Origin of the sequence: Burkholderia sp. ABCPW 11 (genome assembly GCF_001523445.1) — a bacterium.
Taxonomy (GTDB): Bacteria; Pseudomonadota; Gammaproteobacteria; order Burkholderiales; family Burkholderiaceae; genus Burkholderia.
Window position 1 is genome coordinate 191,360 of the sequence record NZ_LOVM01000041.1, and the last position, 24,590, is coordinate 215,949.

The following is a 24,590-nucleotide window of genomic DNA, read 5'->3' on the forward strand; positions in this document are numbered from 1 at the left end:
TATCCGGAAAAGGGAGGAGGGGGCGCCGCGTTCAGCCGGCCGGCCGCTGCGGCGGCGCGAGCGCGATGACCGCGTCGCGCATGCGGGCGAGGAACGTCGGCTTGTCTTCCTGAGCGCCGAGCGCTTCGTTCGCGCCGAAATGCACCTTGCAGATCAGCGGCACGGGCCAGATCGCACCCTTCGGCATGATGCGCTGCAGGTTCTCGAGATAGACGGGCGCGAGCGCGACGTCCGGGAACTCCGTTGCGAGATGGAACAGCCCGCTCTTGAACGGCTGCGGCAGTACGTCGGCGCCGCGCGTGCCTTCAGGGAAGATGATGATCGAGTGACCCTGCCGCAGCGCATCGCGCACCGGGTCGAGTGGATCACCGCCGCTTTCGCGATGACGGTCGATCAGCACGACGTTCAGCAGCTTCTGCGCGATGTGGCGCTTCAGGTTGCTGCTGTCCCAGTAGTCGCGCGCGGCGACCGGCCGCACGACTGCACGCACGTCGCGCGGCAGAGCGGCGAGGATCGCGAGCGTGTCGATGTGGCTCGTATGGTTCGAGAAATAGATCTTCTGCGTCGGCGACGGCGGCGCCTGATGCCAGACGGGATACGCGCCGGCGACGAGCCGCACGATGGACAGCAGGAAGTCGCGCTGCCAGACGTTGAGAATGTTCATCGGTGCGCCGGCTCCTGCATGCATGCCCGGCCCGCTGCGCACGCGCGGCGGACGGAACCCCGGAATGTCGGCGCGGCAGGATGCGCGCCGGATCGCTCTCGTTTAGATTTTTTCAAGTTCGTGGCTGCCTGTCGCAGGTCCGCGATAATCGGACGATTCGTCGTTGCACGCTGTTGCGTCGCGGCGAATGCGCCGGTCGGCGGCGTGATAATCGGCTGTTGCACGAGTGCCCGTTTGCAGTTCGAACGGATCTCGCTGCGATCGGGCCAGCGGATTATCGCGAGTTTCGACGAAAAACGCCAGATTGGCGCCGCCGGGGGCCCGGGCCGCATGCTTGACGCAGCGAGGCCGCTCGGCGACGATGAGGGCCGTTCAATCCAGGCCGGCGACGGCCGTTTCGCCGCCCGGGGCATGGCGGCGGGAAACGTATCCGATCGTGCCGCGCGAATAATACGAATACGAAACGATGAGCCTCTACGCACTCAAACCCAAATTCCAGGGCCGTCTGCGCCCGTTCGCGAATTCGCTCGCCGAACGCGGCGTCACCGCCAACCAGGTCACGCTGTTCGCGGCCGGCGGCTCGATCGTCGTCGGCGCGCTCGCGGGGCTCGGCGTGTTCGCCCGCGTGCTGTTCCTGCTGATTCCGTTGTGGCTGTTCGCGCGGATGGCGCTCAATGCGATCGACGGGATGCTCGCGCGCGAGCACGGGCAGAAGAGCACGCTCGGCGCGTACCTGAACGAGCTGGGCGACGTCGTGTCCGATGTCGCGCTCGTACTGCCGTTCCTCGCCATTCCCGCGTTTGCGCCGGCGGACGTCTGGCTGTTCGCGCTGACAGCGGTGATCGTCGAATGCGCGGGGCTGATCGGCCCGCTCGTCGGCGCGACGCGCCGCTACGACGGCCCGTTCGGCAAGAGCGACCGGGCGCTGGCCCTCGGCGCGTTCGCGCTGTGGATCGGCTTCGGTTTGCCGGTCGGCAGTGTCGCCGCGTGGCTGTGGCGGCTGCTGATCGTGCTGTCGATCGTGACGGCGGTGCGGCGCGTCCAGGCGGGCATTGCCGAAGCGGGCGGCTGACGGGCCGGGCGCCGGAGGGCGGCGCCACACGATTCGAATAACGAAACGAGAGAGATCGCATGAGCACACGCACGGCCCGTGAGGCCGACTTCGTCACGCACGACGGCGAAACGCTGTTCTATCGGCACTGGCCCGCGACGGGCGCACGCTGCCGCGGCGCCATCGTGCTGCTGCATCGCGGGCACGAACATTCGGCGCGCGTCGCGCACCTCGTCGACGAGCTCGACCTGCCGGATTTCGCATTTTTTGCATGGGACGCACGCGGCCACGGTCGCTCGCCGGGCGCGCGCGGCTACAGTCCGAGCGCGGCCGCGTCGGTGCGCGACCTGCAGACCTTCGTCGAGCATATCCGCGACACGCACGGCATCGCGATCGAGGAGATGGCCGTGGTCGGCCAGAGCGTCGGCGCGGTGCTCGCGGCGACCTGGGCGCACGACTATGCGCCGCCGATCCGCGCGCTCGTCGTCGCGTCGCCGGCGTTCCACATCAAGCTCTACGTGCCGTTCGCGCGACCGGGGCTGCGGCTGATGCACAAGCTGCGCGGGCTGTTCTACGTGAACAGCTACGTGAAGCCGAAATTCCTCACGCACGATCCCGAACGGATCGCGAGCTACGCGTCCGATCCGCTGATCACGCGGCCGATCGCGGTCAACATGCTGCTCGACCTGCACGATACCGCGCAGCGGATCGTCGCCGACGCGGCCGCGATCACCGTGCCGACGCAATTGCTGATCTCGGGCGCCGACTGGGTCGTGCATCGCGGCCCGCAGGACCGCTTCTTCGAACGGCTCGGCTCGGCGCGCAAGGAGCGCATCGTGCTGCCGGGCTTCTATCACGACACGCTCGGCGAGCGCGACCGTGCGCAGGCGCTCGCGCCGCTGCGTGCGTTTGTGCTGCGCGAGTTCGATGCGCCGAGCCCGCGCGTGTCGCTCGCCGACGCGGACCGGCGTGGCGCGTTCCACGACGAATACGCGGCGCTCGTCCGGCCGCCGGCCAACGTGTTCGCCCGTGCGTACTGGGCCCTCGCGCGCGCCGGCCTGAAAGCCGGCGGCGCGCTGTCGGACGGCATCGCGCTCGGGCTGCGGCTCGGCTTCGATTCGGGCTCGACGCTCGACTACGTGTACCGCAATCGCGCGCAGGGGCGACTCGGCGTCGGCGCGCTGATCGACCGCACGTATCTCGATTCGCCGGGCTGGGTCGGCATCCGCCAGCGCAAGGTGCATCTGCAGGAATTGATCGGCGCGGCGATCGGCCGACTGCGCGGGCACGGCTCGCCGGTGCGGATCGTGGACATCGCGGCCGGCCACGGGCGCTACGTGCTCGACGCGATCGCGATGGCCGCCGAGCGCGACGGCGCGGCGCCCGACGACATCACGCTGCGCGACTACAGCCCGCCGAACGTCGAGGCCGGGCGCGTGCTGATCGCGCAGCGCGGCCTCGAGCCGATCGCACGCTTCGAGCGCGGCGACGCATTCGACGAGGCGTCGCTCGCGACGCTCGAGCCGCGGCCGACGCTGGCGATCGTGTCGGGGCTGTACGAGCTGTTCGGCGAGAACGCGCTGATCGAGCGCTCGCTGCGCGGGCTCGCGCAGGCCGTGCCGCCGGGCGGCTATCTCGTCTATACGGGGCAGCCGTGGCATCCGCAGCTCGAATTCATCGCGCGCGTGCTGAACAATCACCGCGGCGAGTCGACCTGGGTGATGCGCCGCCGTTCGCAGGCCGAAATGGACGAGCTCGTCGCGCGGGCGGGCTTCCGCAAGCTCGACCAGCGGATCGACGAGATGGGCATCTTCACGGTCAGCCTCGCGCAGCGGGTCGACGCGTCATGAGCGCGCTCGGCGGCGGCGCTGGCGCGGGGAGCGGGTTGGCCGAGCCGGCGGCCGGCGCGCGCGACGCGTCGTTCGCGCTGCGCGTCGGCTGGCTCGCGGCGATGGGCGCCGTCTTCTTCTCGACGTACGGCTTCGCGAACTGGCTGGCCGCCCGCCGCGCCGCGGTGCCGACGTTCGCGTTCGGCTGGGAGCAAGCGATCCCGTTCGTGCCGTGGACGATCGTGCCGTACTGGTCGATCGACCTGCTGTATGCGCTGTCGTTCTTCTTCTGGACGCGCCGCGACGATTTGCTCGATCACGTGAAGCGGCTCTTGACCGTGCAACTGGTGTCGGTCGCGTGCTTCATCGCGTGGCCGCTGCGCTTCGGCTTCGAACGGCCCGACGCGGGCGGCATGGCCGGTGCGCTGTTCACGCTGCTGATGGGCTTCGACAAACCGTTCAACCAGGCGCCGTCGCTGCATATCGGCTTGCTCGTCGTGCTGTGGGCCGTTTATGCGAAGCACCTGCGCGGCACGTTCGCGCGCGTCGTGCTGCATTCGTGGTTCGCGGCGATCGGCGTGTCGGTGCTGACGACCTACCAGCATCACGCGATCGACGTGCCGACCGGTGCGGCCGTCGGTTGTCTCGCCCTGTTCCTGTTTCCGTTGCGGGATGCCGCGGGCCGATTGCCGGGCGCCGACGCGTCGCCGTGCGCGGCCAGTCGCGCGCTCGCGCGCCGCTATGCGTGCGGTGCCGCGCTGGTCGCACTCGTGGCGCTGGCGTGCGTGCCGCGCGCGCCGGGCTGGGCGCTGGCGGCAGGGTGGGTCGCGCTGGCGCTCGCCTGCGTCGCCTGGGCCTACCGGCGCGGCGCGCCCAGCGCGTTTCAGAAAGATGCGCACGGGCGGTTTCCGGTTTTCATCGGCTGGCTGCTCGCGCCGACGATCGCCGGCGCGTTCGTCAATTCGCGGTTGTGGACGTTCCGGCAGCCGGCGCCGGTGCGGATCGACGAACGCGTGTCGATCGGCCGTACGCCGACGACGCGCGACATCCGGCGCCACGGCTTCACCGCGCTGGTCGACCTGACCGCCGAGATGCCGCGCTGGGCCGCGGCCGATGCATCGTTCGCGTATGCGTGCGTGCCGCAGCTCGACCTCGTCGCGCCGACGGCGGCGCAGCTCGCGCAGGCCGTCGCGGCGCTCGAACGCCTGCATGGCGAAGGGCGCGACGTGCTGGTCTGCTGCGCACTCGGCTACGGGCGCAGCGTGCTGTGCGCGGCTGCCTGGCTCGCGGCGCGGCGCGGGCTGACGAATGCGCGCGACGCGCTGGCCGCGGTGCGCGCGGTCCGGCCGCATGCGGTGTGGTCGGAGGAGGGCGTGGCCGTGCTGCAGCAGTGGATCGATCGCCGTTGCGACGGGGGGGACGGGTGATGCGCGATCCGTGCGCTCCGTTCAGGATTGCCGCCGCGCGCGGCGCGCTCGATGCGGGCGTGTGGGCGATCGCGGCCGCGCTGGCTGCGGCCGGCGCGGGCGGGTGGATCGCGGCGGGCTGGCCGCCGGCGACGCTCGCCCGCGTGCTGCTGGCCGCCGTCAGCACGGGATCGGGAATCGCGGCGCTGTGGTACGCGGTGCGCATCGAGATCGATCGGCGGCTGTTCGCCGCATTGGCGCGGGCGGCGGGAAGTCATGCATCGGTCGACGACGGGCTCGCGGCGCTCGACCGCGCGCTCGTCGATCTGGGCTGGATCGACGCAGCGAAGGCGGGGCGCACGCTCGACGCGCGCGTGCGCGGCGCGGTCCGGCTGTGCCGGGCTGCCGTGCTCGTCGCGGTCGTGCAGTGGATCGTCGTCGGGATCGCGATCGCGGGGCGGCCGATCGGCTAGCGATGCGTGCCAGGCGTCATGCGGGCGCGGAGCGCCGCGACCGCATTCGCTTGGCTTCGTACATCGCCCGATCCGCCCGCTCGATCAGCGCATTCATGTCGGTGCCGTCGGCCGGCGGCGTCGCGATCCCGATCCCGATGCCGATGCCGACACCGAGCCGCAGCGCATGTCCGTCGAATCGGAACGATTTGCCGACCTGCCGCGCAAGCCGTGTGCTTCGCCCATGCGCGGAGGACAGGGCGGTGGGGTCGACGATTTGATCCAGGTCAGTTTTCCGCGAAGAAAATCCGTCGCACGGCGCGTGCTTGCGGTAGCATACGCGCCGCCCGCGGCAGCGGGTTCCGCGCGGTCTGCAAGGATCGCGGCCGAGGCCCGGCGAGCCGTCCCGCGCCGGCAATATGCCGGTCCGGCCGTCCGACGGGCAACGGCGCAATTCTTGCCATTCACGCTTCCTGCGCAACATTTCCGACCGAATTGAGGTTTTTTCGTTTCTCAGTCGCGAATCGCGGTGAGTTTCGTTCTATTTTTGAGATAGTGTGACGAATGGGCGGGCGCCGGTGCCAGGCGCTTCGCCACGCGACGAACGGATCATTGAAGAATCCGCCGCGTCGTTCCGATAAATCAATCAGGCCATATCCGCGTTACACGACGCGCAACATATATGAGGGGAAGCAGAGGGGATGCGCACTCACGGGCATAGCTGCTTTGCGCGCGTCGATTTCGACGCGCAGGATGACCGGACGATCGTGACGCAGCGGAGCGGCGCATGAAGCCGGCCGTGTCGCTGTTCGTCCTGGCGGCCGCGATGACCGGCGCTTTCCACGCGGCCGTGCTGTCTGCCGCGCCGATGCCGGCCGCCCCCGCCGCCGCTTCGGCGGTCGCTGCCGGTCACGCGGCGGCGCCCGATGCAGCGCCGGCCGCGGTGCCCGCGGCGGCGCCGACGGCGGCCAGCGCGTCGGCCGCCGGCCTGCCTGCGACGACCGTGCATGTGCCGTTCGCGTCGCTCGGCGCGTTCGATCCGCTCCGCCTGCGCGGCGCCGACGACGCTCGCACGATCAACGCCGGCGTGCGGCTCGATCGCGTGGTCACGGGCGCGCGGTTGCGCCTGACCTACGCATATTCGCCGTCGCTGGTGTTCCCGCTGTCGCACCTGAAGGTGTCGATGAACGGCGAGGTGATCGCGACCGTCCCGTTCGACGCCGCGCGCGCGGGCCGCACGGTGACGCAGGAGATCCCGATCGATCCGCGCTACTTTTCCGATTTCAACCAGATCGGCCTGCGCCTGATCGCGCACTACACGCTCGACCACTGCGAGGATCCGGCGAACTCGGCGCTGTGGGCGGACGTGAGCCCGACGAGCGAGCTGATCCTCGACGAATCGCCGGTGCGCTTGCCGAACGATCTCGCGCTGCTGCCCGCGCCGTTCTTCGACCGGCGCGACAACGGCCGCGTGCGGCTGCCGTTCGTGCTGCCGGCCACGCCCGATTCGGCGACGCTGCGCAGCGCGGGCGTGCTCGCGTCGTGGTTCGGCGCGCTGGCCGACTACCGGCATGCGCGCTTCCCGGTGTCGGCGGCGCTGCCGGCCGACGATCAGGCCGTCGTGGTCGGCACGGCCGCGACGCTGCCGGCCGGTCTCGCGCTGCCGCCGGTGGGTGGCCCGCTGCTCGCGGTCGCCGACAACCCGGCCGCGCCGGGCCGCAAGCTGCTGGTCGTCACGGGCCGCACGGCGGCCGAGGTCGACGACGCGGTCGCGACGCTCGTGCTCGGCCGCGCGGCGCTGTCGGGACCGGCGGCGACGGTCGCGCACGTCGATCTTGGCGCGCCGCGCAAGCCGTACGACGCGCCGCGCTGGCTGCCGGTGAATCGGCCGATCGCGTTCCGCGAACTCGTGAACGACCCGCGCCAGCTGGAAGTGCGCGGCACGACGCCCGACGCGATCCGGCTGAACCTGCGCGTGCCGGCCGATCTGCATTCGTGGAACGGCGCGGGCGTGCCGATCACGCTGCGCTACCGCTATACGGCGCCGACCGTGCAGGACAATTCGACGCTCGCGGTCGAGATCAACGATCAGCTCGTGAAGTCTTACCGGCTCGGGCCGGCTCATGCGGAGGACGCGCACGGTCGCATGCAGCTGCCGCTGCTGGCGGTGCCGGAAGGGCGCGTGACGAGCGACGTCGACATTCCCGCATTCCGCGTCGGCAGCGGCAATCAGCTGCAGTTCCGCTTCACGCTCGATTCGCAGAAGACGGGCCTGTGTTCGAGCACGGCCACCGAGCCGCAGCGCGCGGCGATCGATCCCGATTCGACGATCGACTTCTCGCACTTCGTCCATTACGCGCAATTGCCGAATCTCGCGTTCTTCGCGAACAGCGGCTTCCCGTTCACGCGCTTCGCGGACCTGTCGCAAACGGCCGTCGTGATGCCCGACCGGCCGTCGCCGCAGGAGCTCGAGGCCTACCTGACGATGCTCGGCCACATGGGCGAATGGACCGGCTTTCCGGCGCTGCGCGTGCAGGTCGCGCGGCCCGGCGACGTCGCCGCGCTGTCGGGGCATAAGGATCTGCTCGTGATCGACGGCTCGCCGGCGTCGCCGCTGCTCGCGCACTGGGGCGCGGCGCTGCCGCTCGCGATCGGCGAGCAGGGCGGCGCGGGTGGCGCGGGCGCGACGCGCGTCGCGTTCACGGTGAAGGAGCGCTGGCGCAACGGCGTAGGCGTCGCCGACGGCGGCGCGCACGTCGAACAGACCGGCCCGCTCGCGGCGCTCGCCGGGTTCGAGCTGCCGGGCAGCCGCGGCCGCAGCGTCGTCGCGCTGACGGCGACCGACCAGCGGCGCCTCGGCGATCTGCTCGACGTGTTCGAGAACGCCGGGCTCGTGTCGCAGTTGCAGGGCGACCTCGCGCTGGTGCGGCCGGGGCAGGTCGACAGCTTGCGGGTTGGCGAGCCGTACGTGGTCGGCTTCGTGCCGTGGTATGCGCGCGTGTGGACGCAGGCGGCGCGGCATCCGGTCGTGCTCGGCGCGGTCGGTGTCGTCGCGGGGCTGCTGCTCGCGCTCGGCGTGTTCAGCGTGCTGCAGCGAATCGCCGCGCGTCGACGGGGGATGTAACGGATGGCGCGGGCAATGACGAAGCGACGGGCAACGCAGCCGGCGCGGCGTGCCGGCGCGACGCTCGCGCTGGCGGTTGCGGTGACGTGCGCGGCGGCTGGCATGGCCACGCGCGCGCACGCCGCGGGGGCCGGCGCAGCCGATGCGGCGGGCGCGGGGTGCGGCGCGGCGTGGCCGCGCTGGGAGGCGTTCAAGCGCGATTTCGTCTCGGCCGACGGCCGCGTGATCGATGTCGGCTCGGCCGATTCGCGCACGGTATCGGAGGGGCAGGCGTATGGACTTTTCTTCGCGCTGGTCGCGAACGACCGGCGCATGTTCGACACGATCCTCGCATGGACCGAGAACAACCTCGCGCAGGGCGACCTGAGCGCGCATCTGCCGGCGTGGCTGTGGGGCCGCGCGCCCGACGGCGCGTGGCGCGTGCTCGACGCGAACGCGGCGTCGGACGCCGACCTGTGGATCGCGTATGCGCTCGTCGAGGCCGGACGGCTGTGGCACGAGCGCAGCTATACGGCGCGCGGCGCGCTGCTCGCGAAGCGCGTGCTCGACACCGAGACGGCGACCGTGCCGAGCCTCGGCCTCACGCTGCTGCCGGGGCCGACCGGGTTCAAGCTGGCCAACGGCCAATGGCGCGTGAATCCGAGCTATTCGCCGCCGCAGGTGATCCGCGCGCTCGGCGCGCGGCTGCCCGACGACCGTCGCTGGGCCGCGCTGGCATCCAGCACCGGACGCGTGCTGCTCGACACCGCGCCGAAAGGCTTCTCGCCCGACTGGGCGTTGTATCGCGCGGGCAAGGGTTTCGGGCCCGATCCGGACACGCAGGCGCAGAGCGCTTACAACGCGATCCGCGTGTACTTGTGGGCCGGCATGCTGGACCGTGCCGATCCGCTCGCCGCGCCGCTGCTCGCGCGCTTCGCGCCGTTCGCCGACCATATCGCCGCGCACGGCGCGCCGCCGGAGCGCGTCGATACGACGACGGGCGTCGCGGGGCCGAACGACGGCAACGGCGGATTCTCCGCGGCGGCCGTGCCGTTTCTCGACGCACGCGGCCAGCACGCGCTCGCGGATGCGCAGGCAGCCCGCGTCGACACGCTCGCGCGCCAGTCGGCGCCCGGCTATTACACCAGCGTGCTGACGCTGTTCGGCCTCGGCTGGCGCGACGGCCGCTACCGGTTCGGGGCGGACGGCACGCTCGACACCCGCTGGGGAGGCCGTTCGTGCGCCGCCCGCTGAAGTGCGCCGTGCCTCACGTCGCGGGATTCGCGTGGCTCGCGTCGTCGGTGTGCGCGGCGGCGCCGGGCGTGGCGTCGGGCGCGGCGATGGCGAACCCCGCGGCACCGGCGGCCTCGGCTGCGGCCGATGCGCGGCGCGAGCTCGATACCGCGCGGATGTGGGGCATCAAGCATCGCGACGATCTCGCCCGCGATGCGCTGCGCAAGGGCCTGCTGATCGCGCCGGGCGATCCCGAGCTGCTGGCCGAACAGGTGCGCGTGCTGCTGCGGCTCGGCGACGCGAAAGGCGCGCAGGCCTCGCTGGCGCGGCTGCAGGCGCAGGCGCCGAATGCGCCTGCGACGCGGCGGGTGGCCGACGAATACCGCGTCGCGACGAGCGGGCGCGGCGAGATGGCGCAGATCCGGCTGCTCGCGCGCAGCGGCCGCGCCGACGAGGCGGCCCGGCGGATCGTCGCGCTGTTTCCGAACGGCGCGCCGGCGGGGGCGCTCGGCGCCGAGTATTACCAGATCGTGTCGAATGCGCCGGGCGGGCGCGCGCCGGCGATCGCCGCGCTGCGCCGCGCGGTCGCCGCCGATCCGCGCGACACGAGCGCATCGGTCGCGCTCGCGCGGCTGTTGAACCAGCGCGACGACACGCGCGCGGAAGCGAACCGGATCGCAGCGTCGCTCGCGAAACGCGCCGACGCGGACCATACGGAAGCGATGGCGCTGTGGCGGCGCGTGCTGCAGTCGGCCGGCAGCGACCCGGCGTATCTCGATGCGCTGCAGGCCTATCTCGCGCTCGCACCGGACGACACCGAATTCCGCGATCGCGCCGCCGGCCTCGAGCGGCAGCGCGATGCGCAGCGCCGGCTCGAACGCGATCCCGACTACATCGCGCAGCAGCGCGGGTTGCAGGCGCTCGCGCGCGGCGACCTGGCCGCCGCCGATCCGCTGCTCGCGCGCGCTGCGCGCTCGCGCCCGGACGACGCCGATGCGCTGGGCGGGCTCGGCTTGCTGCGTCTGCGCGAAGGGCGGCACGACGAAGCGCGCGCGCTGTTCGCGCGGGCCGCGACGCGTGCGACCGACCAACGCGGCAAATGGCTGGGCCTCGCGCGTACCGCGCAGTTCTGGGGGCTGCTCGCCCAGGGCCGCGAAGCGGCCAGCGCGGGCCGCCCGAAGGATGCCGAACGCGCCGCACGTGCGGCGCTCGCGATGCAGCCGGACAACCCGGACGCGAAGCTGCAGCTCGCCGATGCGCTGCTCGCGCAGCGCGACTGGGCGCAGGCGGAGCCGCTGCTGCGCGGCTTGCTGGCCGCGCGCTCGCCGAGCCTGTCGGCCGTGCGCGACACGGCCACGCTGTATGAAAACACCGGCCGTGCGGACCGGATCGGCCCGCTGCTCGACGCGCTGCAAGGGCGCGTGACGGGCACCGACGATCGTCGCGCGCTCGACGGCCTGCGCGGCGACCTGCTCGCGAAGGAGGCGCGTGCGCTGGCCGACAAGGGCGCACGCGGGCCGGCCGCGCAACGCTACGAGGCGGCCGTGCGCGCGGCGCCCGACGTGCCGTGGACGCGCTTCGCGCTCGCGCGCCTCTATCGCGACATGGGGCTGCCGCAGCTCGGCCGCACGGTGATGGACGACGGGCTTGCACGGAGCGACACGCCCGAGATGCGCTACGCGAGCGCGCTGTACCGCAACTCGCTCGACGATGTCGCGGGCGCGCAGGCCGCGCTGGCGCCGATCGACGATGCGCACCGTTCGGACGGCATGCGCGCGCTGGCGCGCAAGCTCGATGCCGAAAGCGCGCTGGCCGACGCGCGCGGCGCGCATGCCCGTGGCGACCGCGCGGCATTCGCCGCCACGCTCGCGCACGCGCAGGCGAGCGCGCCGGACGATCCCGACATGCTCGCCGCGATCGGCGCGCAGTGGATCGACGCGGGCGAACCCGAGCGCGGCCTCGCGCCGCTGCACGCCTGGATCGCCGCGCATCCGCGCGAAGCCGACGCGGACGTGCGGCTGCGCTACGGCGACCTGCTCGGCAGCGCCGGGCGCGACGATGCGCTCGCCGCGTGGCTCGACACGCTGCGCCGCGACCCGGCGCTGACGCCCGTGCAGACGGCGCGGCTCGAGGACCAGTCGCTGCGGCTCGTGCTGCGGCAGACCGACGATGCGATCGCGCGACAGGACTACGCACGGGCGCGCATGCGGCTCGATCGCGCGAGCCCGGCCGGCCGGGCGGACGAGCGTTACGCGCTCGAACTCGCCGATCTCGAACGCGCGCAGGGCCATTACGGCGCCGCGCGCGAGGCGCTCGGGCCGGTCGTGGCGCGCACGCCGGACGACGCCGATACGCAGCTCGCGCTCGCGCGGATCGACGAAGACAGCGGCAACCGTGCCGCCGCGCGCGAGCGCGTGCTGGCCGTGCTGGCGCGCACGCCGGACGACGACGTCGACACGCAACTGTCGGCCGTGCGCCGCCTGAACGCGCTGCGTAGCCCGGACGACGCCGCGCCGGTGACCGAGCGGCTGCAGGCCGCGTATCCGACCCGCGCCGACGTGACGGTCGCGGCCGGGCGTGTGGCCGAGACGCAGGGCCGCTATGACGACGCGGCGTCGCTGTACCGGCTGTCGCGGTCGCAGGAACGCACGACGGGCGTGAGCCCGGGCCGCGACGGGCTCACGCCCGCGCAGGCCGCGATCGCGGAACTCGAGCAGCGGCGCAATCCCGAGATCGAGACCGGCTGGATGCCCGCATACAAATCGGGCGACGAAGGCATCTCGTCGTATCGCGCGCAGCAGGTGCCGATCTACCTGCAGATGCCGATCCGCTACGACGGGCACGTGTTCGCGCAGATCGACACCGTGCATCTCGATCCGGGCACGCTCGACACGAGCGATCCGGACGCGTATTCGCTGAAGACGTTCGGCACCTATGCGGCGCTCAGGGCACGGACGAATCCGCCGGCCGCCGCGCTGCTCGCGAATCCGCCGGGCTCGCTGCACCAGTCGACGACGGGCGTCGCGCTCGGCGCCGGCTATCTGTCGGATGCGTGGCGCGTCGATCTCGGCACGTCGCCGCTCGGCTTTCCGGTGCATTACCTCGTCGGCGGCGTGCGCTATCGCTTCGACGCGGGCCCCGCGAGCTTCTCCGTGAATGCATCACGGCGGCCGGAAACGAGCAGCGTGCTGTCGTACGCGGGGATGCGCGACCCGTGGACGGGCGCGGTGTGGGGCGGCGTGCGCCGCGACGGCGTGAGCCTGCGCGCGTCGGTCGACGTCGGCCGCACGAACCTGTTCGCGGAACTCGGTGCGGGCGTGCTGTCCGGCCGCAACGTCGAACGCAATGCGGAAGCCACGCTGCGCACCGGCTTCACGGTGCCCGTGTACGAGCGCGCGACGATGAAGGTCAGCACCGGGCTCGTCGGCAATGCGTGGCACTACGCGCAGAACCTGCGCTACTACACGTACGGGCAGGGCGGTTACTACAGTCCGCAGCGCTATCTGTCGCTCGGCGTGCCGATCGAATGGGCGGGGCGGCACGATGCGCTGTCGTGGGACCTGACCGTCACGGGCGGGATCTCGAACAGCTACGAGAAGGATTCGCTGTATTACCCGACGTTCTCCGATCAGCGCGCTGCGCAGGTGGCGGCCGGGTTCGTGTACGCGGGCAGTTCGACGCGCGGCGTGTCGTTCTCGTACGGCGTGAACGGCATCGTCGAATATCGCGTGAACCCGCACCTGAGTGTCGGCGCGCAGTTGCACGTCGACCGGTCGCACGACTATGCGCCGAGCTCGGCGCTCGTCTACCTGCGCTATGCGTTCGACGCACGCGCGCCGCGCAACTGGCTCGTGACGCCGACGCCCGTGCGGCTTTATTCGGATTACTAGGGGAACGTCGTGAATACGGAATTCGATGCCACCCGCTCCGCGCCCGGCGCCACCGGCCTGGCCGACCGCCTGCGCGCGCTGTTGCGCGTGGGGCCGGGGGGCGGCCGCGCCGGCGCATTGAGCCGGCTCGCGATCGACGGTTTGCCCGACACGTGGACGCAACTGGAAGCCGGCGGCCTTTATGCGATCTACGCGGCCGGCGGCACGCCGGCATGCGATGCGCTCGTATGGGAAAGCGCGCGCCAGGCGCGCACGCGCGACGTCACGATCGTATTGGCGCGCGATCCGGCGCGCGTCGCCGCGCAGATGGCATCGCTCGGTTTCGCGGGAGGCGCGCAGCCGGCCGGCTGGCCGCGCAACCTGAACGTGCTGGCGATGCCGGCGGCGGCCCAGCCGGCCGACGACGGCGCCGACGCCGGCTTGGCCGGCAACGCGCCGCGCCGCGCGGCGCCGGGCGCGTTCGCGCGGCTGACCGGCGGCTTGCGCGCGATGAAGCGCTACGGGCTGCATGCGCGTTCGCTGTATTTCGTCGAAGGCGCACAGCGCTGGTTCAGCTGGGACGATCCGGCCGCGCTCGCGGACGAAGCGTACGCACTGGCCGACTGGTGCCGCGCGCGCCGGATCGCGCTCGTGCTTTTGCTCGACCCCGAAGCGACCCGTGCGGGCGGCGCCGCCCGCGCCGACGATGCGCCGCTCGTGCGCGATGCGGATCGCACGCAGCGCGGCGACTTCCACGGTATCTGCTCGGGCGTCGCGCAGTTGCAGCGCACGCACGGCGAGCTGCTGTGGGTCGTCGATTTCTGGCGCGCGGGCGACACGCTCGCAGCCGGCGAGGTGCGGCCGCTGCGCTTCGCACCGGGCGGCCGGCTGTCGGCGAACGTCGATGGCGGCGCGACCGAACCGGCGCGGCGGATGAAGCTCGCGCACGACGAGGATCGCGTGGTGGTCAGCCGCGCGGTGCTCGACGGTGCGAGCCGCGTGCCGGACGGCTGGGAAATCGTCGACGACAACGCGGCCGTCGTCGCTGCGTGCGCGCATGCGCAGGCCGCCACCGCGGTGCTCGCGTTCCGTTCGCATCCGCAACTCGAAGCGCTGTGCGCGGACGTGCACGCGCTGCGCCGGCAGTGCGGCGGCGCGCTGAAGATCGCGGTCGTCGAGCGCGGCGAGGTGCTGCGCCAGCAGTTCGAGGTGCTCGTGCTGAGCGTCGGCGCGAACCGCGTCGTCGCGCGCGATCTGCCCGCCTCGCGGATGCAGGCCGCCGTGCACGCGCTGCACGGCCAGCTTTACGCGCGGCCCGTCGCGGCCGACTATCGTGCGGCGCTCGCGGCCGCGCTCGGCGATTCGGTGCTCGGCTATCTGCCGGTCGGCGCGTTCTGCCAGCGGGTTCGCGCGGTGCTCGACCGCGGCGCGGTGCTCGCGCTGCCGCATACGCTCGCGAAGCTCACGCTGTTGCCGGGCGTGTCGCACGTCGACGCGCTGCGACATTGCCGGCCGCGCCGCACGGGCGACATCGTGACGGCCGATGCCGGACACCTGTTCGTGTTCCTGTTCGCGTGCGAGCCGGTCGACGCCGACGACGCGCTCGCGCGGATCTTCGACGTGCCGGTCGATACGCTGTCCGACCGCGTCGTATGCCTCGGACAGGGCAGCATCGACACCGAGCTCGACGCGCTGACGGCCGAGAATCGGCGTGCGCCGATCGCCGACTACAGCGACCTGTTCGCGGCGACGCAGCCGGCGGGCGACGCGCGCGCCGCTCGCGGCGCGGCGTTGCCCGACGCGAGCGAGGTGAGCGACGCGATCGATGCGATCGATACCGTCGTCGCGCTCGACGCGATGGGCGTGCCGCAGGCGTCCGCGCCCGCGCCCGCCGTCGCCCCCGCGGCGTCGGACCCCGTCGTTCCCGCCGCGCGTGCGCGCGGCGCCGTCCGCAGCGCGATGCCGCTGCGCAAGCAGGAGGACGCATGATCGCCGACCTCGTCATCGGCTTCGTCGTCGGTATCGCGATTGCGGTGCCGGTGTGGATCGTCGCGCAGCACCTCGGCATCGGCCGCGGCTTTTCCGCGCCGCGCGGCATCGACCGGCGCGACGCGGTACCGTGCGAACTCGTGCCGGTCGTGCTGCGGGGCCGCCTGCTGCCGGGCGCCGGCGGCGATGATCGCGACAACCGCGACAACCGCGACAGCGAGGCGGCACGATGAAGACGATCGCCGTTGCTTCGACGACGGGCGGCGCGGGCCGCACGACGCTCGCCGCCGCGCTCGCGGTGCTGCTCGCGCGCCGCGGCCGGCCGGTCGTCGCCGTCGAATTCGATGCGCAGAACCTGATGGGCGCGGCGCTCGGCCTCGACACGCTGGCCGAACACGGTCTCGCGCACAGCCTGCTGGGCGGCGCCGAGCCGTGGCACGCGCACACGTGGCGCAACACCGACGGCGTGCTGTTCGTGCCGTACGGGCAGGTCGATGCGGCCGGGGCTGCCGCGTGCGATGCGCGGCTCGCGGCCGATCCGGCCTGGCTGTCGCGCGCGCTCGACGAGATCGCGTTGCCGCCCGACGGCGTCGTGCTGATCGACACCGCCCGCTATCCGTCGCCGCAGGCCGGGCAGGCGATCCGGTGCGCGGACCTGACGCTCGTCGTCGTGCCGCCCGAGCCGGCCGCCTGCGCGACGACGGCCGCGCGGCTCGGCGCGTTGCGGGCCGGCCGTGGCGAACTGCAGATCGTCGTGAACCGGCTGAACCCGGCGCGCGACATGCAGCGCGACGCGCTGGCGATGCTGCGCGCGGTCGCCGGGCCGGCATCGATGCTCGAGCAGCGCATCCACGTCGACGCGGCGGTGCCCGAAGCGCTCGCGCGCGGCAGCTGGATCTTCGACGACGCGCCCTATTCGCAGGCGTCGCACGACCTGAACGGCGTCGCGAACTGGGTCGATGCATGGCTCACGGCGGCCGTCGCGGGCCGTGCCGGAGCGGCGCGATGAAGGCCGCGCTCGCGTCGCGACTGCGCGCGTTCGGCCGTCGGGCGGCCGACTGGTGCGCGCGCGGCATCGGGCTGCCGGCGGAACGCACGCGGGTGGACTGGCTGGTGCGGCTGTTCTTCCACGCACCGCCGCCCGGCCGGCCCGATCGCGTGCGCCGCTGGGTGCGCGTCGCGTTCCTGAGGCTCGCACGAGACTGGGGCGTGCTGCAGCCGCTCAGCGTGCGCGAATGGCTGTGGCGCGCGATCGTGCGCGCTCCGCGCGCGGCCGACGGCCGTCCCGTGCACGATCCGCTCGCGTGGTTCGACACGTTCGTGGTGCCCGTCTACGTGGCCGGGCGCGCGCTCGGGCGGCGCGTCGACGCGATGCTCGAGCGTCTGCCGTGGGCGCGCTGGGGCGGCTGGCTCGATGCGCGCGCGAACGGCGTCGGCCGGCGCCGCTGGCTCGCGCCGCTGCTGCTCGCGGCCGGCGCGGTGCTGTGGGCGGCGGCCGGGATGTCGCCGCTGATGCCCGGCGCGCAATTCGCGTTCTTCGCGATCGTCGCGGTGCTCGCGCTCGCGCTGCGCCGGCTGCCCGGCCACCTGCCGACCCTCGCGCTCGCGTCGCTCGCGCTGCTGGCGGCCGTGCGCTACGTGTGGTGGCGCACGACCCAGACGCTCGATTTCCGCGGCCCGGTCGAAGCCGTCGCCGGCTATCTGCTGTACGGCGCCGAAGCCTATACGTGGATGATCCTGCTGCTCGGCTTCGTGCAGACTGCGTGGCCGCTCGACCGGCCGATCGTGCCGCTGCCCGACGATCCGGACACCTGGCCGACCGTCGACGTCTATATCCCGACCTACAACGAGCCGCTGTCGGTCGTGAAGCCGACGGTGTTCGCCGCGCAGAGCATCGACTGGCCGAGCGCGAAGCTGCGCGTGTACCTGCTCGACGACGGCCGGCGTCCGGCGTTCGCGGCGTTCGCGGCCGAGGCCGGCATCGACTATCTGACGCGCGACGACAACCGTCACGCGAAGGCCGGCAACATCAACCGTGCGCTGCCGCAAACGCACGGCGAGTACATCGCGATCTTCGACTGCGATCACGTGCCGACCCGCTCGTTCCTGCAGACGACGATGGGCGTGTTCCTGCGCGACCCGAAGTGTGCGCTCGTGCAGACGCCACACCATTTCTTCTCGCCCGATCCGTTCGAGCGCAACCTCGGCACGTTCCGCGAGGTGCCGAACGAGGGCAACCTGTTCTACGGCCTCGTTCAATCGGGCAACGACCTGTGGAACGCGACGTTCTTCTGCGGATCGTGCGCGGTGCTCAAGCGCAGCGCGCTGGAAGAGGTCGGCGGCGTCGCGGTCGAGACCGTGACCGAGGATGCGCATACGGCGCTCAAGCTGCATCGGCGCGGCTACACGTCGGCGTACCTGCCGACCGTGCAGGCGGCCGGCCTCGCGACCGAGAGCCTCGCCGGCCACGTGAAGCAGCGCACGCGCTGGGCGCGCGGGATGGCGCAGATCTTCCGCATCGACAACCCGTTCCTCGGGCGCGGGCTTGGCCTGATCCAGCGGATCTGCTACGGCAACGCGATGCTGCATTTCTTCTACGGGATTCCGCGGTTGGTATTCCTGACGATCCCGCTCGCATACCTGTTCTTCCACCTGTACTTCATCAACGCGTCGTCGCTCGCGCTCGCGAGCTACGTGATCCCGTATCTCGTGCTCGCGAACATCGCGAATTCGCGGATGCAGGGGCGCTACCGGCATTCGTTCTGGGCCGAGGTCTACGAATCGGTGCTCGCGTGGTACATCGCGCTGCCGACCACCGTCGCGTTCTTCAGCCCGAAGCACGGCAAGTTCAACGTGACCGACAAGGGCGGCAAGATCGACGAAGGTTACGTCGACTGGTCGACGTCGAAGCCGTATCTCGTGTTGTTCGCGCTGAACGTGCTCGCGATCGTCGCCGGCCTGTGGCGGCTCGTGACCGAGCAGGGCGACGAGGCGTCGACGATCCTGATCACGCTCGGCTGGACCGTGTACAACCTCGCGATGCTCGGCGCGGCGCTGGCCGTCGCGCGCGAGACGAAGCAGGTGCGCGTCACGCACCGGATCGCGATGCGGGTGCCGGCGATGCTGCTGCTCGCCGACGGCTCGACCGCCGCATGCTTCACGAGCGACTACTCGACCGGTGGCCTCGGCCTCGAAGCGGTGCCGGGGCTGCCGCTCGCCGTCGGCGACACGCTGACGGTGTGCGTGACGCGCGGCGACCGCGCGTTTCCGTTCCCGGTGCGCGTGACCCGTGCGACGCCGACCCACGTCGGCGTGAGCTTCGAGGAACTGACGCTCGAGCAGGAGCGCCAGCTCGTGCAATGCACGTTCGGCCGCGCGGATGCGTGGCTCGACTGGCACGAAGGCGCGCGGCCCGACACGCCGCTCGGCGGACTCAAGGAAGTGCTGCGGATCGGGCTGGACGGCTATGTACGGATGTGGAAGGGTGCGGCGCGCGGCCTGCAGGCCATGCTCGCGCCGAAACTCGATCGCGCGCGCGACTGACGCGGCGCGCATCATGGAGTGGGTTAGATGACGTTCTGGAATCTGTATTTCATCCTGAAGTTCGCGCTGTTCGCGACCGGGCACCTGCAGCCGTTCTGGCTCGCGAACCTCGCGTTCGCGGTGGCGCTGGCGGCGAGCGCACCGCTGCGGTCGCGCGCGTGGCGCATCGTCCGGCAGGTCGCGGCGATCGCGATCGCGGTGCCGCTGCTCGCGCGCGAGCTGCATGCGCCCCCGCTCGCCCGTCTCGCGGAGGCCGCGCGCGAGGTCAGCACGTTCCGCCTCGACTACTGGATGGAGCTGTTGCCGCGCCTGTTGCCGCCCGTGCTGGCGCTGACGATCGTCGGCGTGCTGATCGTCTATTTCATCGTCAACCGCTGGCTGCGCGTCGCGACGTTCGTGGTGGTCGCGCTGGTCGCGCTGCCGCTGTGGCAGGCCGGCAGCGGGCTGATGGCGCGCGTCGCCGCGCCGGCCCAGCAGCAGGCGAGCGCGGCGGGCGCCACCCGCGTCGATCAGCCCGAGGATCGCAACGCGGCGCTCGCGACGTTCCGCACGCAGGAGTCGCAGCGGCAGGTCGCGTTCGGCCATCTCGGCAGCGATCCGGCCGCGCAGTTCGACGTGATCGTGCTGCACATCTGCTCGCTGTCGTGGGACGACCTCGATGCGGCGAAGGTGCGCAACCATCCGATGCTGAGCCACTTCGACTATCTGTTCACGAACTTCAGCACGGCCGCGAGCTACAGCGGCCCGGCGGCGATCCGCGTGCTGCGCGCGAGCTGCGGGCAGGAAGCGCATGCGGACCTGTACAAGCCCGCGCCGCAGCAGTGCCACCTGTTCTCGCAACTGGCGGGCGCCGGCTATACCGTGCAGTCGCTGCTGAACCACGACGGCCATTTCGACAACTTCCTGCAGGTGATCCACGACAACATCGGCGTGGCCGATGCGCCGATGATCTCGAACGCGGCCGCGCCGGTCGCGATGCACGCGTTCGACGGATCGGCGATCAAGGACGACTATGCGACGCTCGCCAACTGGTACGCGCAGCGCGCGGCGGTGCCGGGGCCGGTCGCGCTGTACTACAACACGATCAGCCTGCACGACGGCAACCGCGTGGTCGGCAGCGCGCTGACGAGCATCGACTCGTATCCGCAGCGCGCGACGAAGCTGATGACCGACTTCGATCGTCTTGCCGACCTGATCGCGCAATCGGGCCGCCGCGCGGTGATCGTGTTCGTGCCCGAGCACGGCGCCGCGTTGCGCGGCGACAAGAACCAGGTCGCGGGGCTGCGCGAGATTCCGACGCCGCGCATCGTGCACGGGCCGGTCGGCGTGCGGCTCGTCGGTTTCGCCGGCAATCACGGCGCGACGACCGTGATCGAGCAGCCGACCAGCTTCCTCGCGCTCGCGCAATTGCTGTCGAACCTCGTGTCGAACAGCCCGTTCAAGCCCGGCGCGACGCTCGCGCAATACGCGGCCGATTTGCCGCGTACGCGGATGATCGGCGAGAACGAGGGCACGGTGACGATGCAGACGGCCGCGGGTTACGCGGTCAAGACTCCGGACGGCGTATGGATCGACGAACAGTAACGATTACCGGCGAAGGCGACGACGATCGTCTGTCGCAACCGAACGACGTGATCGGCCTCGCGCGGCATCTGCCCGCGCTCGATCCCGAGCGCTACGTCGACGAACAGGCGCGCCGCGCGTTCGACGCGTCGCTCGAACGCTGGCCGACGCTCGCGAAGCTGATGGGATTGAAGCGGTAAATGCACGACGATCGGCACGACGGCCGGAATGGCTGCCGGCCGTCGTCGGTGCGTCGGGACGGGACGCTTATTGCGTCTTGCGTTCCGGCTGGCGCGTCCATTCGCTTTCTTCGCCCGGCACCTTGCCGAACGTCTGATCGGCCCACGCGGCACGTGCGGCGTCGATCTTCGCGCGTTGGCTCGACACGAAATTCCATTCGATGAACCGCTCGCCCGGCAGGTGTGCGCCGCCGAGCAGCATCACGCGTGCGCCGTGCGTGCTCGCGAGCGCGACGGTCGCGCCCGGTTCGAGTACGGCCATCGTCGCGCTCGCGAGCGGCGTGCCGTCGACGGTGAGATCGCCATCGACCAGATACACGCCGCGTTCGTCGTGCTCCGCATCGAGTGCGAGCCGTGCGCCCGGCGCGAATTCGGCCACCGCATAGAGTGTCGGCGAGAACACGGCGACCGGCGACGCGAGCCCGAACGCGGTGCCTGCGATCACGCGCACCGTCACGCCGTCGCGCGTGAACGACGGTAGCGTGTGGGCCGCGTGGTGAACGAACGCGGGCGCGGTGTCTTCATGCTCGACCGGCAGCGCGACCCAGGTCTGGATTCCGTGCACCGGCTGCTCGTGCGGGCGATCCTCGTCCGGCGAGCGCTCCGAATGCACGATGCCGCGGCCGGCCGTCATCCAGTTCACGTCGCCCGGCACGATCTTCTGCCGGAAGCCGAGGCTGTCGTGATGCATCAGCGAGCCCTCGAACAGGTAGGTGACGGTCGCGAGCCCGATGTGCGGATGCGGCAGCACGTCGATGCCGCGGCCGGCCGGCAACACGGCCGGCCCCATCTCGTCGAAGAAGATGAACGGGCCGACGAGGCGCGCCGCGCGCGCGGGCAGCACGCGCCGCACGACGAGGTTGCCGATATCGCTTTCGCGCGGCGTGAGCAGGGTCTTGATCGAGGCGGACATGGTGGGCTGGTTCGTGGTCAGGGGGAATGCGTCAGGCGATCGCCGTATCGATCGCGATCGGATGCGTGAAGATCTTGTGCACCGGGCAGGCATTCGCGATCTGCAGCAGGCGTTCGCGCTGCTCGTCGGTCAGGTCGCCGTCGAGCGTGATGCGGCGCACGATCGTGCTGCCCGCGCTGCCCGCTTCGTGCGCGAGCTTCACGTGCACTTCGTCGAGCGGCCAGCCTTTTCGTTGCGCGTACATCTTCAGCGTGATCGCGGTGCACGCACCGAGACTCGACAGCAGCAGCGCGACCGGCGTCGGCGCCGCATCGCCGCCGCCGAGCGACGCGGGTTCGTCGGCGCGCCACTGATGGACGCCATCGCTGAAGTGGACGAGGTAATCGACCGGGCCGATGCTCGCTTCGACGGACAGTTCGCTCATTGCGGTTCCAGGTGGGGAAAGGGGACGGGCCGGCCGGGCAGGCCGGGCGTTACGGTTCGAGCAGGCGCTGCAGCCGCAGCTCCTCGAAATCGAGCTCCGATTCTATGCGGTGCAGCACCGCGTCGTCGACCTTGCCGTCGCGATGCAGGTCGAGCAGCGCGCCGCGCGACACGCCAACCAGTTCGAGCTCGACGCGCAGCATCCGCGCGCGCACGTCCGCGGGCGCCGCTCCGTCGCGGTGCGCGCGTTCGTTGAACGCGACGCGGTTGCGGTATTCGGTCAGCAGCCGGTCGAGCGATGCACGTTCGAGGCCGGCGCCGCGCTGTTCGCGCGCATCGAGTTCCGCGAGCGCCGCGCCGAACGTGTGCGCACGCACCGCGTGTTCGGACATCGTGCGGCGCACGGCCGGGCGCAGCTTCAGCGCGCGGATCAGCGGCGCGAGCGTGCCGCCCTGCACGACGAGCGTCGCGATGATCAGCAGGAACGTGCTGAACAGGATCAGGTCGCGGCCGGGGAAGTTGGCGGGCAGCGCGATCGCGGCCGCGAGGCTCACGACGCCGCGCATGCCCGACCAGCCGAGCACGACGGCCTCGCGCCACGACCACGGCGCGTGGCCCGTGCGCCGGGCGCGCAGGCGGCCCGGCAGCCACATCGCGACGAACACCCACACCACGCGCGCGCCGATCGCGGCGGCCGTCGCCGGCAGCGCGACCCGCAGCCCGGCCATCAGCACCGCGCCTTCGTGGTTCACGCGCGCGAGGATCGCGTGCAGCGCGAGGCCGATCAGGATGAACACGAGCGCGTCGAGCACGAACACGATCGCTTCCCACGTCGCCTTCGCCTTGATCCGCATGTCGGCGTCGAACACGCGATGCTGGCGCACGCCCAGCACGAGGCCGCAGGTGACGACCGACAGCACGCCCGAGCCGTCGACGGCTTCCGCGATCCCGTAACTGCCCCATGCCATCGCGAAGGTCACGACGATGCCGAGCATCGGCTCGCGCAGGCGTTGCAGCACCCAGCACATCGCGTGGCCGCATGCGAGGCCGACCGCGATGCCGATCAGCGTGAGTGAGAAGAACAGGCCGGTGGCGCTCGCCGCCGTGATCGACGCGGCGAGTGCGGCCGACACGGCCATCTGGTACAGCAGCAGGCCCGACGCATCGTTGACGAGGCTTTCGCCTTCGAGCACCGCGACGAGCCGTGCGGGCAACGGGTGGCGCTGCAGGATCGCTTTCGCGGCGACCGCGTCGGGCGGCGACACGATCGCGCCGAGCGTGAAGCACGCGGCCCACGGCAGCGCGGGATTCGCCGCATGCACGGCGAGCGCGACCGCGACGGTCGTGAACGCCACGGCCCCGAGCGCGAGCGACGCGATCGATGCGAGTTCCTGCCGGAATTCCTTCCACGCGGTGTAGAAGCCGCTCGACATCAACAGCGGCGGCAGCACTGCCGCGAGCAGCAGCGCCGGGTCCATGTCGGGCACGCGCTTGCCGGCGACGGCGACCACGCAGCCGCCGAGCAGCAGCACGACGGCCGGCGGAATCGAGATCCGCTCGGCGAGCCACGTGAGGGCGCCCGCGCCGCAGATCAACAGCAGCAGGTAATGGAACAGCTCGACGTTGGTCATGCGTGGCGGGCGGCGATGGGGTGGATCACGAAGGCTTGCGGTTGTTCGCGGCGCCGCCCGGCAGCGCGCCGAACATGTGCTGGCTGCACTTGGCATCGCGCCATGCGGTGTGCAGCCGGTGGCCGGACAGCACGCGTCGCGCGACCGGCAGGATCTGTTCGCCGGCCAGCATGCCGAGCAGGCCGACGAGCGCGATGACCGGCGGTGCGGGCGAGTTCACGCCGATCGCGCCGTAGATGACGCCGGCGAGGATGCCGGCGAGCAGCGACAAGACATACGGTTTCATAGTGCGCCTGGTGGTGTCCGAGCGGCGCCGGAGCGGCACCGTCAAAGTCTTGAAAGCGTATCGGGTTTGCGTGAAGAAAAAAAGGGCGGGCAGCCCCGAACGGGCATCCATTCGGGAATCGGATCGATTCCGTTTCTTGGGTGTTCGCGCCGTGCGTTTGCGGCTTAAATATTGCCGCGCGGATGACGATCCGGCGCCGACGCATTCCGGGCTCCTCCCGCTGTCGCGGTCGAGGCAGGTCCCTCTTTTTTCGTTCACAGGACTCCATTCGCCATGAGCAACCCGAAGCTTGAAGTACTGACGCCGCAGAACAGCCAGTTGATCTTCATCGACCAGCAGCCGCAGATGGCGTTCGGCGTGCAGTCGATCGATCGCCAGACGCTGAAGAACAACGTC

Annotated in this window: 19 protein-coding genes and 1 pseudogene; 14 read left to right on the plus strand and 6 right to left on the minus strand. The window is 71.4% G+C overall.

What is annotated here, in order from left to right:
* Positions 1-31: 31 nt before the first annotated feature.
* Positions 32-664: a lysophospholipid acyltransferase family protein gene (locus WS61_RS18145; protein WP_059502129.1), complete on the minus strand. Its 633-nt coding sequence runs from the start codon at positions 662-664 to the stop codon at positions 32-34.
* A 466-nt stretch (positions 665-1,130) separates the two neighbouring features.
* Here WS61_RS18145 and WS61_RS18150 point away from each other — a divergent pair, with 466 nt between their 5' ends.
* From WS61_RS18150 to WS61_RS18165, 4 genes are read left to right on the plus strand one after another with little or no spacing between them, the layout of a single operon-like run.
* Positions 1,131-1,736, plus strand: coding sequence for a CDP-alcohol phosphatidyltransferase family protein (locus tag WS61_RS18150; RefSeq protein ID WP_059502068.1), 606 nt, complete (start codon positions 1,131-1,133; stop codon positions 1,734-1,736).
* Between the two features lie 59 nt (positions 1,737-1,795).
* The gene (locus WS61_RS18155; protein ID WP_059502070.1) at positions 1,796-3,565 is read left to right on the plus strand and encodes a bifunctional alpha/beta hydrolase/class I SAM-dependent methyltransferase; all 1,770 of its coding nucleotides are present in this window, start codon (positions 1,796-1,798) and stop codon (positions 3,563-3,565) included.
* Positions 3,562-4,971, plus strand: coding sequence for a phosphatase PAP2/dual specificity phosphatase family protein (locus WS61_RS18160; protein WP_059502072.1), 1,410 nt, complete (start codon positions 3,562-3,564; stop codon positions 4,969-4,971). Before WS61_RS18155 ends, WS61_RS18160 begins: the two co-directional genes overlap by 4 nt.
* On the plus strand, positions 4,971-5,423 hold the full coding sequence (locus WS61_RS18165) for a hypothetical protein (RefSeq protein WP_059502074.1): 453 nt from the start codon (positions 4,971-4,973) through the stop codon (positions 5,421-5,423). Before WS61_RS18160 ends, WS61_RS18165 begins: the two co-directional genes overlap by 1 nt.
* Positions 5,424-5,439: 16 nt before the next feature.
* Here the strand turns inward: WS61_RS18165 and WS61_RS35950 are convergent, their stop codons facing one another.
* On the minus strand, positions 5,440-5,886 hold the full coding sequence (locus tag WS61_RS35950) for a diguanylate cyclase domain-containing protein (protein ID WP_306459558.1): 447 nt from the start codon (positions 5,884-5,886) through the stop codon (positions 5,440-5,442).
* 303 nt (positions 5,887-6,189) lie between these two features.
* Here WS61_RS35950 and bcsB point away from each other — a divergent pair, with 303 nt between their 5' ends.
* From bcsB to WS61_RS18215, 9 genes are read left to right on the plus strand one after another with little or no spacing between them, the layout of a single operon-like run.
* Positions 6,190-8,526, plus strand: a complete 2,337-nt coding sequence (gene bcsB, locus WS61_RS18175; protein WP_059502078.1) for a cellulose biosynthesis cyclic di-GMP-binding regulatory protein BcsB — start codon at positions 6,190-6,192, stop codon at positions 8,524-8,526.
* Positions 8,527-8,529: 3 nt separating this feature from the next.
* Complete coding sequence (bcsZ, locus tag WS61_RS18180) at positions 8,530-9,759, plus strand: cellulose synthase complex periplasmic endoglucanase BcsZ (protein WP_059502080.1); 1,230 nt, start codon at positions 8,530-8,532, stop codon at positions 9,757-9,759.
* Positions 9,744-13,628, plus strand: coding sequence for a cellulose synthase subunit BcsC-related outer membrane protein (locus WS61_RS18185; protein ID WP_059502082.1), 3,885 nt, complete (start codon positions 9,744-9,746; stop codon positions 13,626-13,628). Before bcsZ ends, WS61_RS18185 begins: the two co-directional genes overlap by 16 nt.
* A gap of 9 nt (positions 13,629-13,637) precedes the next feature.
* Positions 13,638-15,596: a cellulose biosynthesis protein BcsE gene (gene bcsE / locus WS61_RS18190; RefSeq protein WP_059502084.1), complete on the plus strand. Its 1,959-nt coding sequence runs from the start codon at positions 13,638-13,640 to the stop codon at positions 15,594-15,596.
* A complete protein-coding gene (locus WS61_RS18195) occupies positions 15,593-15,829 on the plus strand; it encodes a hypothetical protein (protein ID WP_059502086.1) in 237 nt (78 codons plus the stop codon). Before bcsE ends, WS61_RS18195 begins: the two co-directional genes overlap by 4 nt.
* A complete protein-coding gene (gene bcsQ / locus WS61_RS18200; RefSeq protein ID WP_059502087.1) occupies positions 15,826-16,605 on the plus strand; it encodes a cellulose biosynthesis protein BcsQ in 780 nt (259 codons plus the stop codon). The genes WS61_RS18195 and bcsQ overlap by 4 nt, the downstream gene beginning before the upstream one ends.
* Positions 16,602-19,139 carry a UDP-forming cellulose synthase catalytic subunit gene (bcsA, locus tag WS61_RS18205; RefSeq protein WP_059502131.1) on the plus strand — a complete coding sequence of 846 codons (2,538 nt, stop codon included), beginning with the start codon at positions 16,602-16,604 and terminating at the stop codon, positions 19,137-19,139. Before bcsQ ends, bcsA begins: the two co-directional genes overlap by 4 nt.
* A gap of 27 nt (positions 19,140-19,166) precedes the next feature.
* Complete coding sequence (gene bcsG, locus WS61_RS18210) at positions 19,167-20,723, plus strand: cellulose biosynthesis protein BcsG (protein ID WP_059502090.1); 1,557 nt, start codon at positions 19,167-19,169, stop codon at positions 20,721-20,723.
* Positions 20,705-20,902 (plus strand): hypothetical protein, encoded by a 198-nt coding sequence (locus WS61_RS18215; protein ID WP_059502092.1) that lies wholly within the window; start codon positions 20,705-20,707, stop codon positions 20,900-20,902. The genes bcsG and WS61_RS18215 overlap by 19 nt, the downstream gene beginning before the upstream one ends.
* Positions 20,903-20,969: 67 nt before the next feature.
* Here WS61_RS18215 and WS61_RS18220 read toward each other — a convergent pair whose 3' ends face one another.
* From WS61_RS18220 to WS61_RS18235, 4 genes are read right to left on the minus strand one after another with little or no spacing between them, the layout of a single operon-like run.
* Positions 20,970-21,854, minus strand: coding sequence for a pirin family protein (locus tag WS61_RS18220; RefSeq protein WP_059502094.1), 885 nt, complete (start codon positions 21,852-21,854; stop codon positions 20,970-20,972).
* A 31-nt stretch (positions 21,855-21,885) separates the two neighbouring features.
* A complete protein-coding gene (locus tag WS61_RS18225) occupies positions 21,886-22,278 on the minus strand; it encodes an OsmC family protein (RefSeq protein ID WP_059502097.1) in 393 nt (130 codons plus the stop codon).
* Positions 22,279-22,327: 49 nt separating this feature from the next.
* Positions 22,328-23,908, minus strand: coding sequence for a sodium:proton antiporter (locus WS61_RS18230; protein ID WP_059502099.1), 1,581 nt, complete (start codon positions 23,906-23,908; stop codon positions 22,328-22,330).
* A gap of 25 nt (positions 23,909-23,933) precedes the next feature.
* The gene (locus tag WS61_RS18235; RefSeq protein ID WP_059502100.1) at positions 23,934-24,194 is read right to left on the minus strand and encodes a XapX domain-containing protein; all 261 of its coding nucleotides are present in this window, start codon (positions 24,192-24,194) and stop codon (positions 23,934-23,936) included.
* Positions 24,195-24,467: 273 nt separating this feature from the next.
* Here WS61_RS18235 and WS61_RS18240 point away from each other — a divergent pair.
* Positions 24,468-24,590, plus strand: a pseudogene (locus WS61_RS18240) (hydrolase); the annotation flags it as partial.

Excerpts from the sequence above, each read along its gene's own strand:
- bcsB (WP_059502078.1), top strand. The coding sequence starts at position 6,190 with ATGAAGCCGGCCGTGTCGCTGTTCGTCCTGGCGGCCGCGATGACCGGC.
- WS61_RS18160 (WP_059502072.1), top strand. The coding sequence starts at position 3,562 with ATGAGCGCGCTCGGCGGCGGCGCTGGCGCGGGGAGCGGGTTGGCCGAG.
- WS61_RS35950 (WP_306459558.1), bottom strand. The coding sequence starts at position 5,886 with ATGTTGCGCAGGAAGCGTGAATGGCAAGAATTGCGCCGTTGCCCGTCG.
- bcsG (WP_059502090.1), top strand. The coding sequence starts at position 19,167 with ATGACGTTCTGGAATCTGTATTTCATCCTGAAGTTCGCGCTGTTCGCG.
- WS61_RS18165 (WP_059502074.1), top strand. The coding sequence starts at position 4,971 with ATGCGCGATCCGTGCGCTCCGTTCAGGATTGCCGCCGCGCGCGGCGCG.
- WS61_RS18215 (WP_059502092.1), top strand. The coding sequence starts at position 20,705 with ATGGATCGACGAACAGTAACGATTACCGGCGAAGGCGACGACGATCGT.
- WS61_RS18195 (WP_059502086.1), top strand. The coding sequence starts at position 15,593 with ATGATCGCCGACCTCGTCATCGGCTTCGTCGTCGGTATCGCGATTGCG.
- WS61_RS18220 (WP_059502094.1), bottom strand. The coding sequence starts at position 21,854 with ATGTCCGCCTCGATCAAGACCCTGCTCACGCCGCGCGAAAGCGATATC.
- bcsA (WP_059502131.1), top strand. The coding sequence starts at position 16,602 with ATGAAGGCCGCGCTCGCGTCGCGACTGCGCGCGTTCGGCCGTCGGGCG.
- bcsZ (WP_059502080.1), top strand. The coding sequence starts at position 8,530 with ATGGCGCGGGCAATGACGAAGCGACGGGCAACGCAGCCGGCGCGGCGT.
- WS61_RS18150 (WP_059502068.1), top strand. The coding sequence starts at position 1,131 with ATGAGCCTCTACGCACTCAAACCCAAATTCCAGGGCCGTCTGCGCCCG.
- WS61_RS18230 (WP_059502099.1), bottom strand. The coding sequence starts at position 23,908 with ATGACCAACGTCGAGCTGTTCCATTACCTGCTGCTGTTGATCTGCGGC.
- bcsQ (WP_059502087.1), top strand. The coding sequence starts at position 15,826 with ATGAAGACGATCGCCGTTGCTTCGACGACGGGCGGCGCGGGCCGCACG.
- WS61_RS18235 (WP_059502100.1), bottom strand. The coding sequence starts at position 24,194 with ATGAAACCGTATGTCTTGTCGCTGCTCGCCGGCATCCTCGCCGGCGTC.
- WS61_RS18155 (WP_059502070.1), top strand. The coding sequence starts at position 1,796 with ATGAGCACACGCACGGCCCGTGAGGCCGACTTCGTCACGCACGACGGC.
- WS61_RS18145 (WP_059502129.1), bottom strand. The coding sequence starts at position 664 with ATGAACATTCTCAACGTCTGGCAGCGCGACTTCCTGCTGTCCATCGTG.
- WS61_RS18225 (WP_059502097.1), bottom strand. The coding sequence starts at position 22,278 with ATGAGCGAACTGTCCGTCGAAGCGAGCATCGGCCCGGTCGATTACCTC.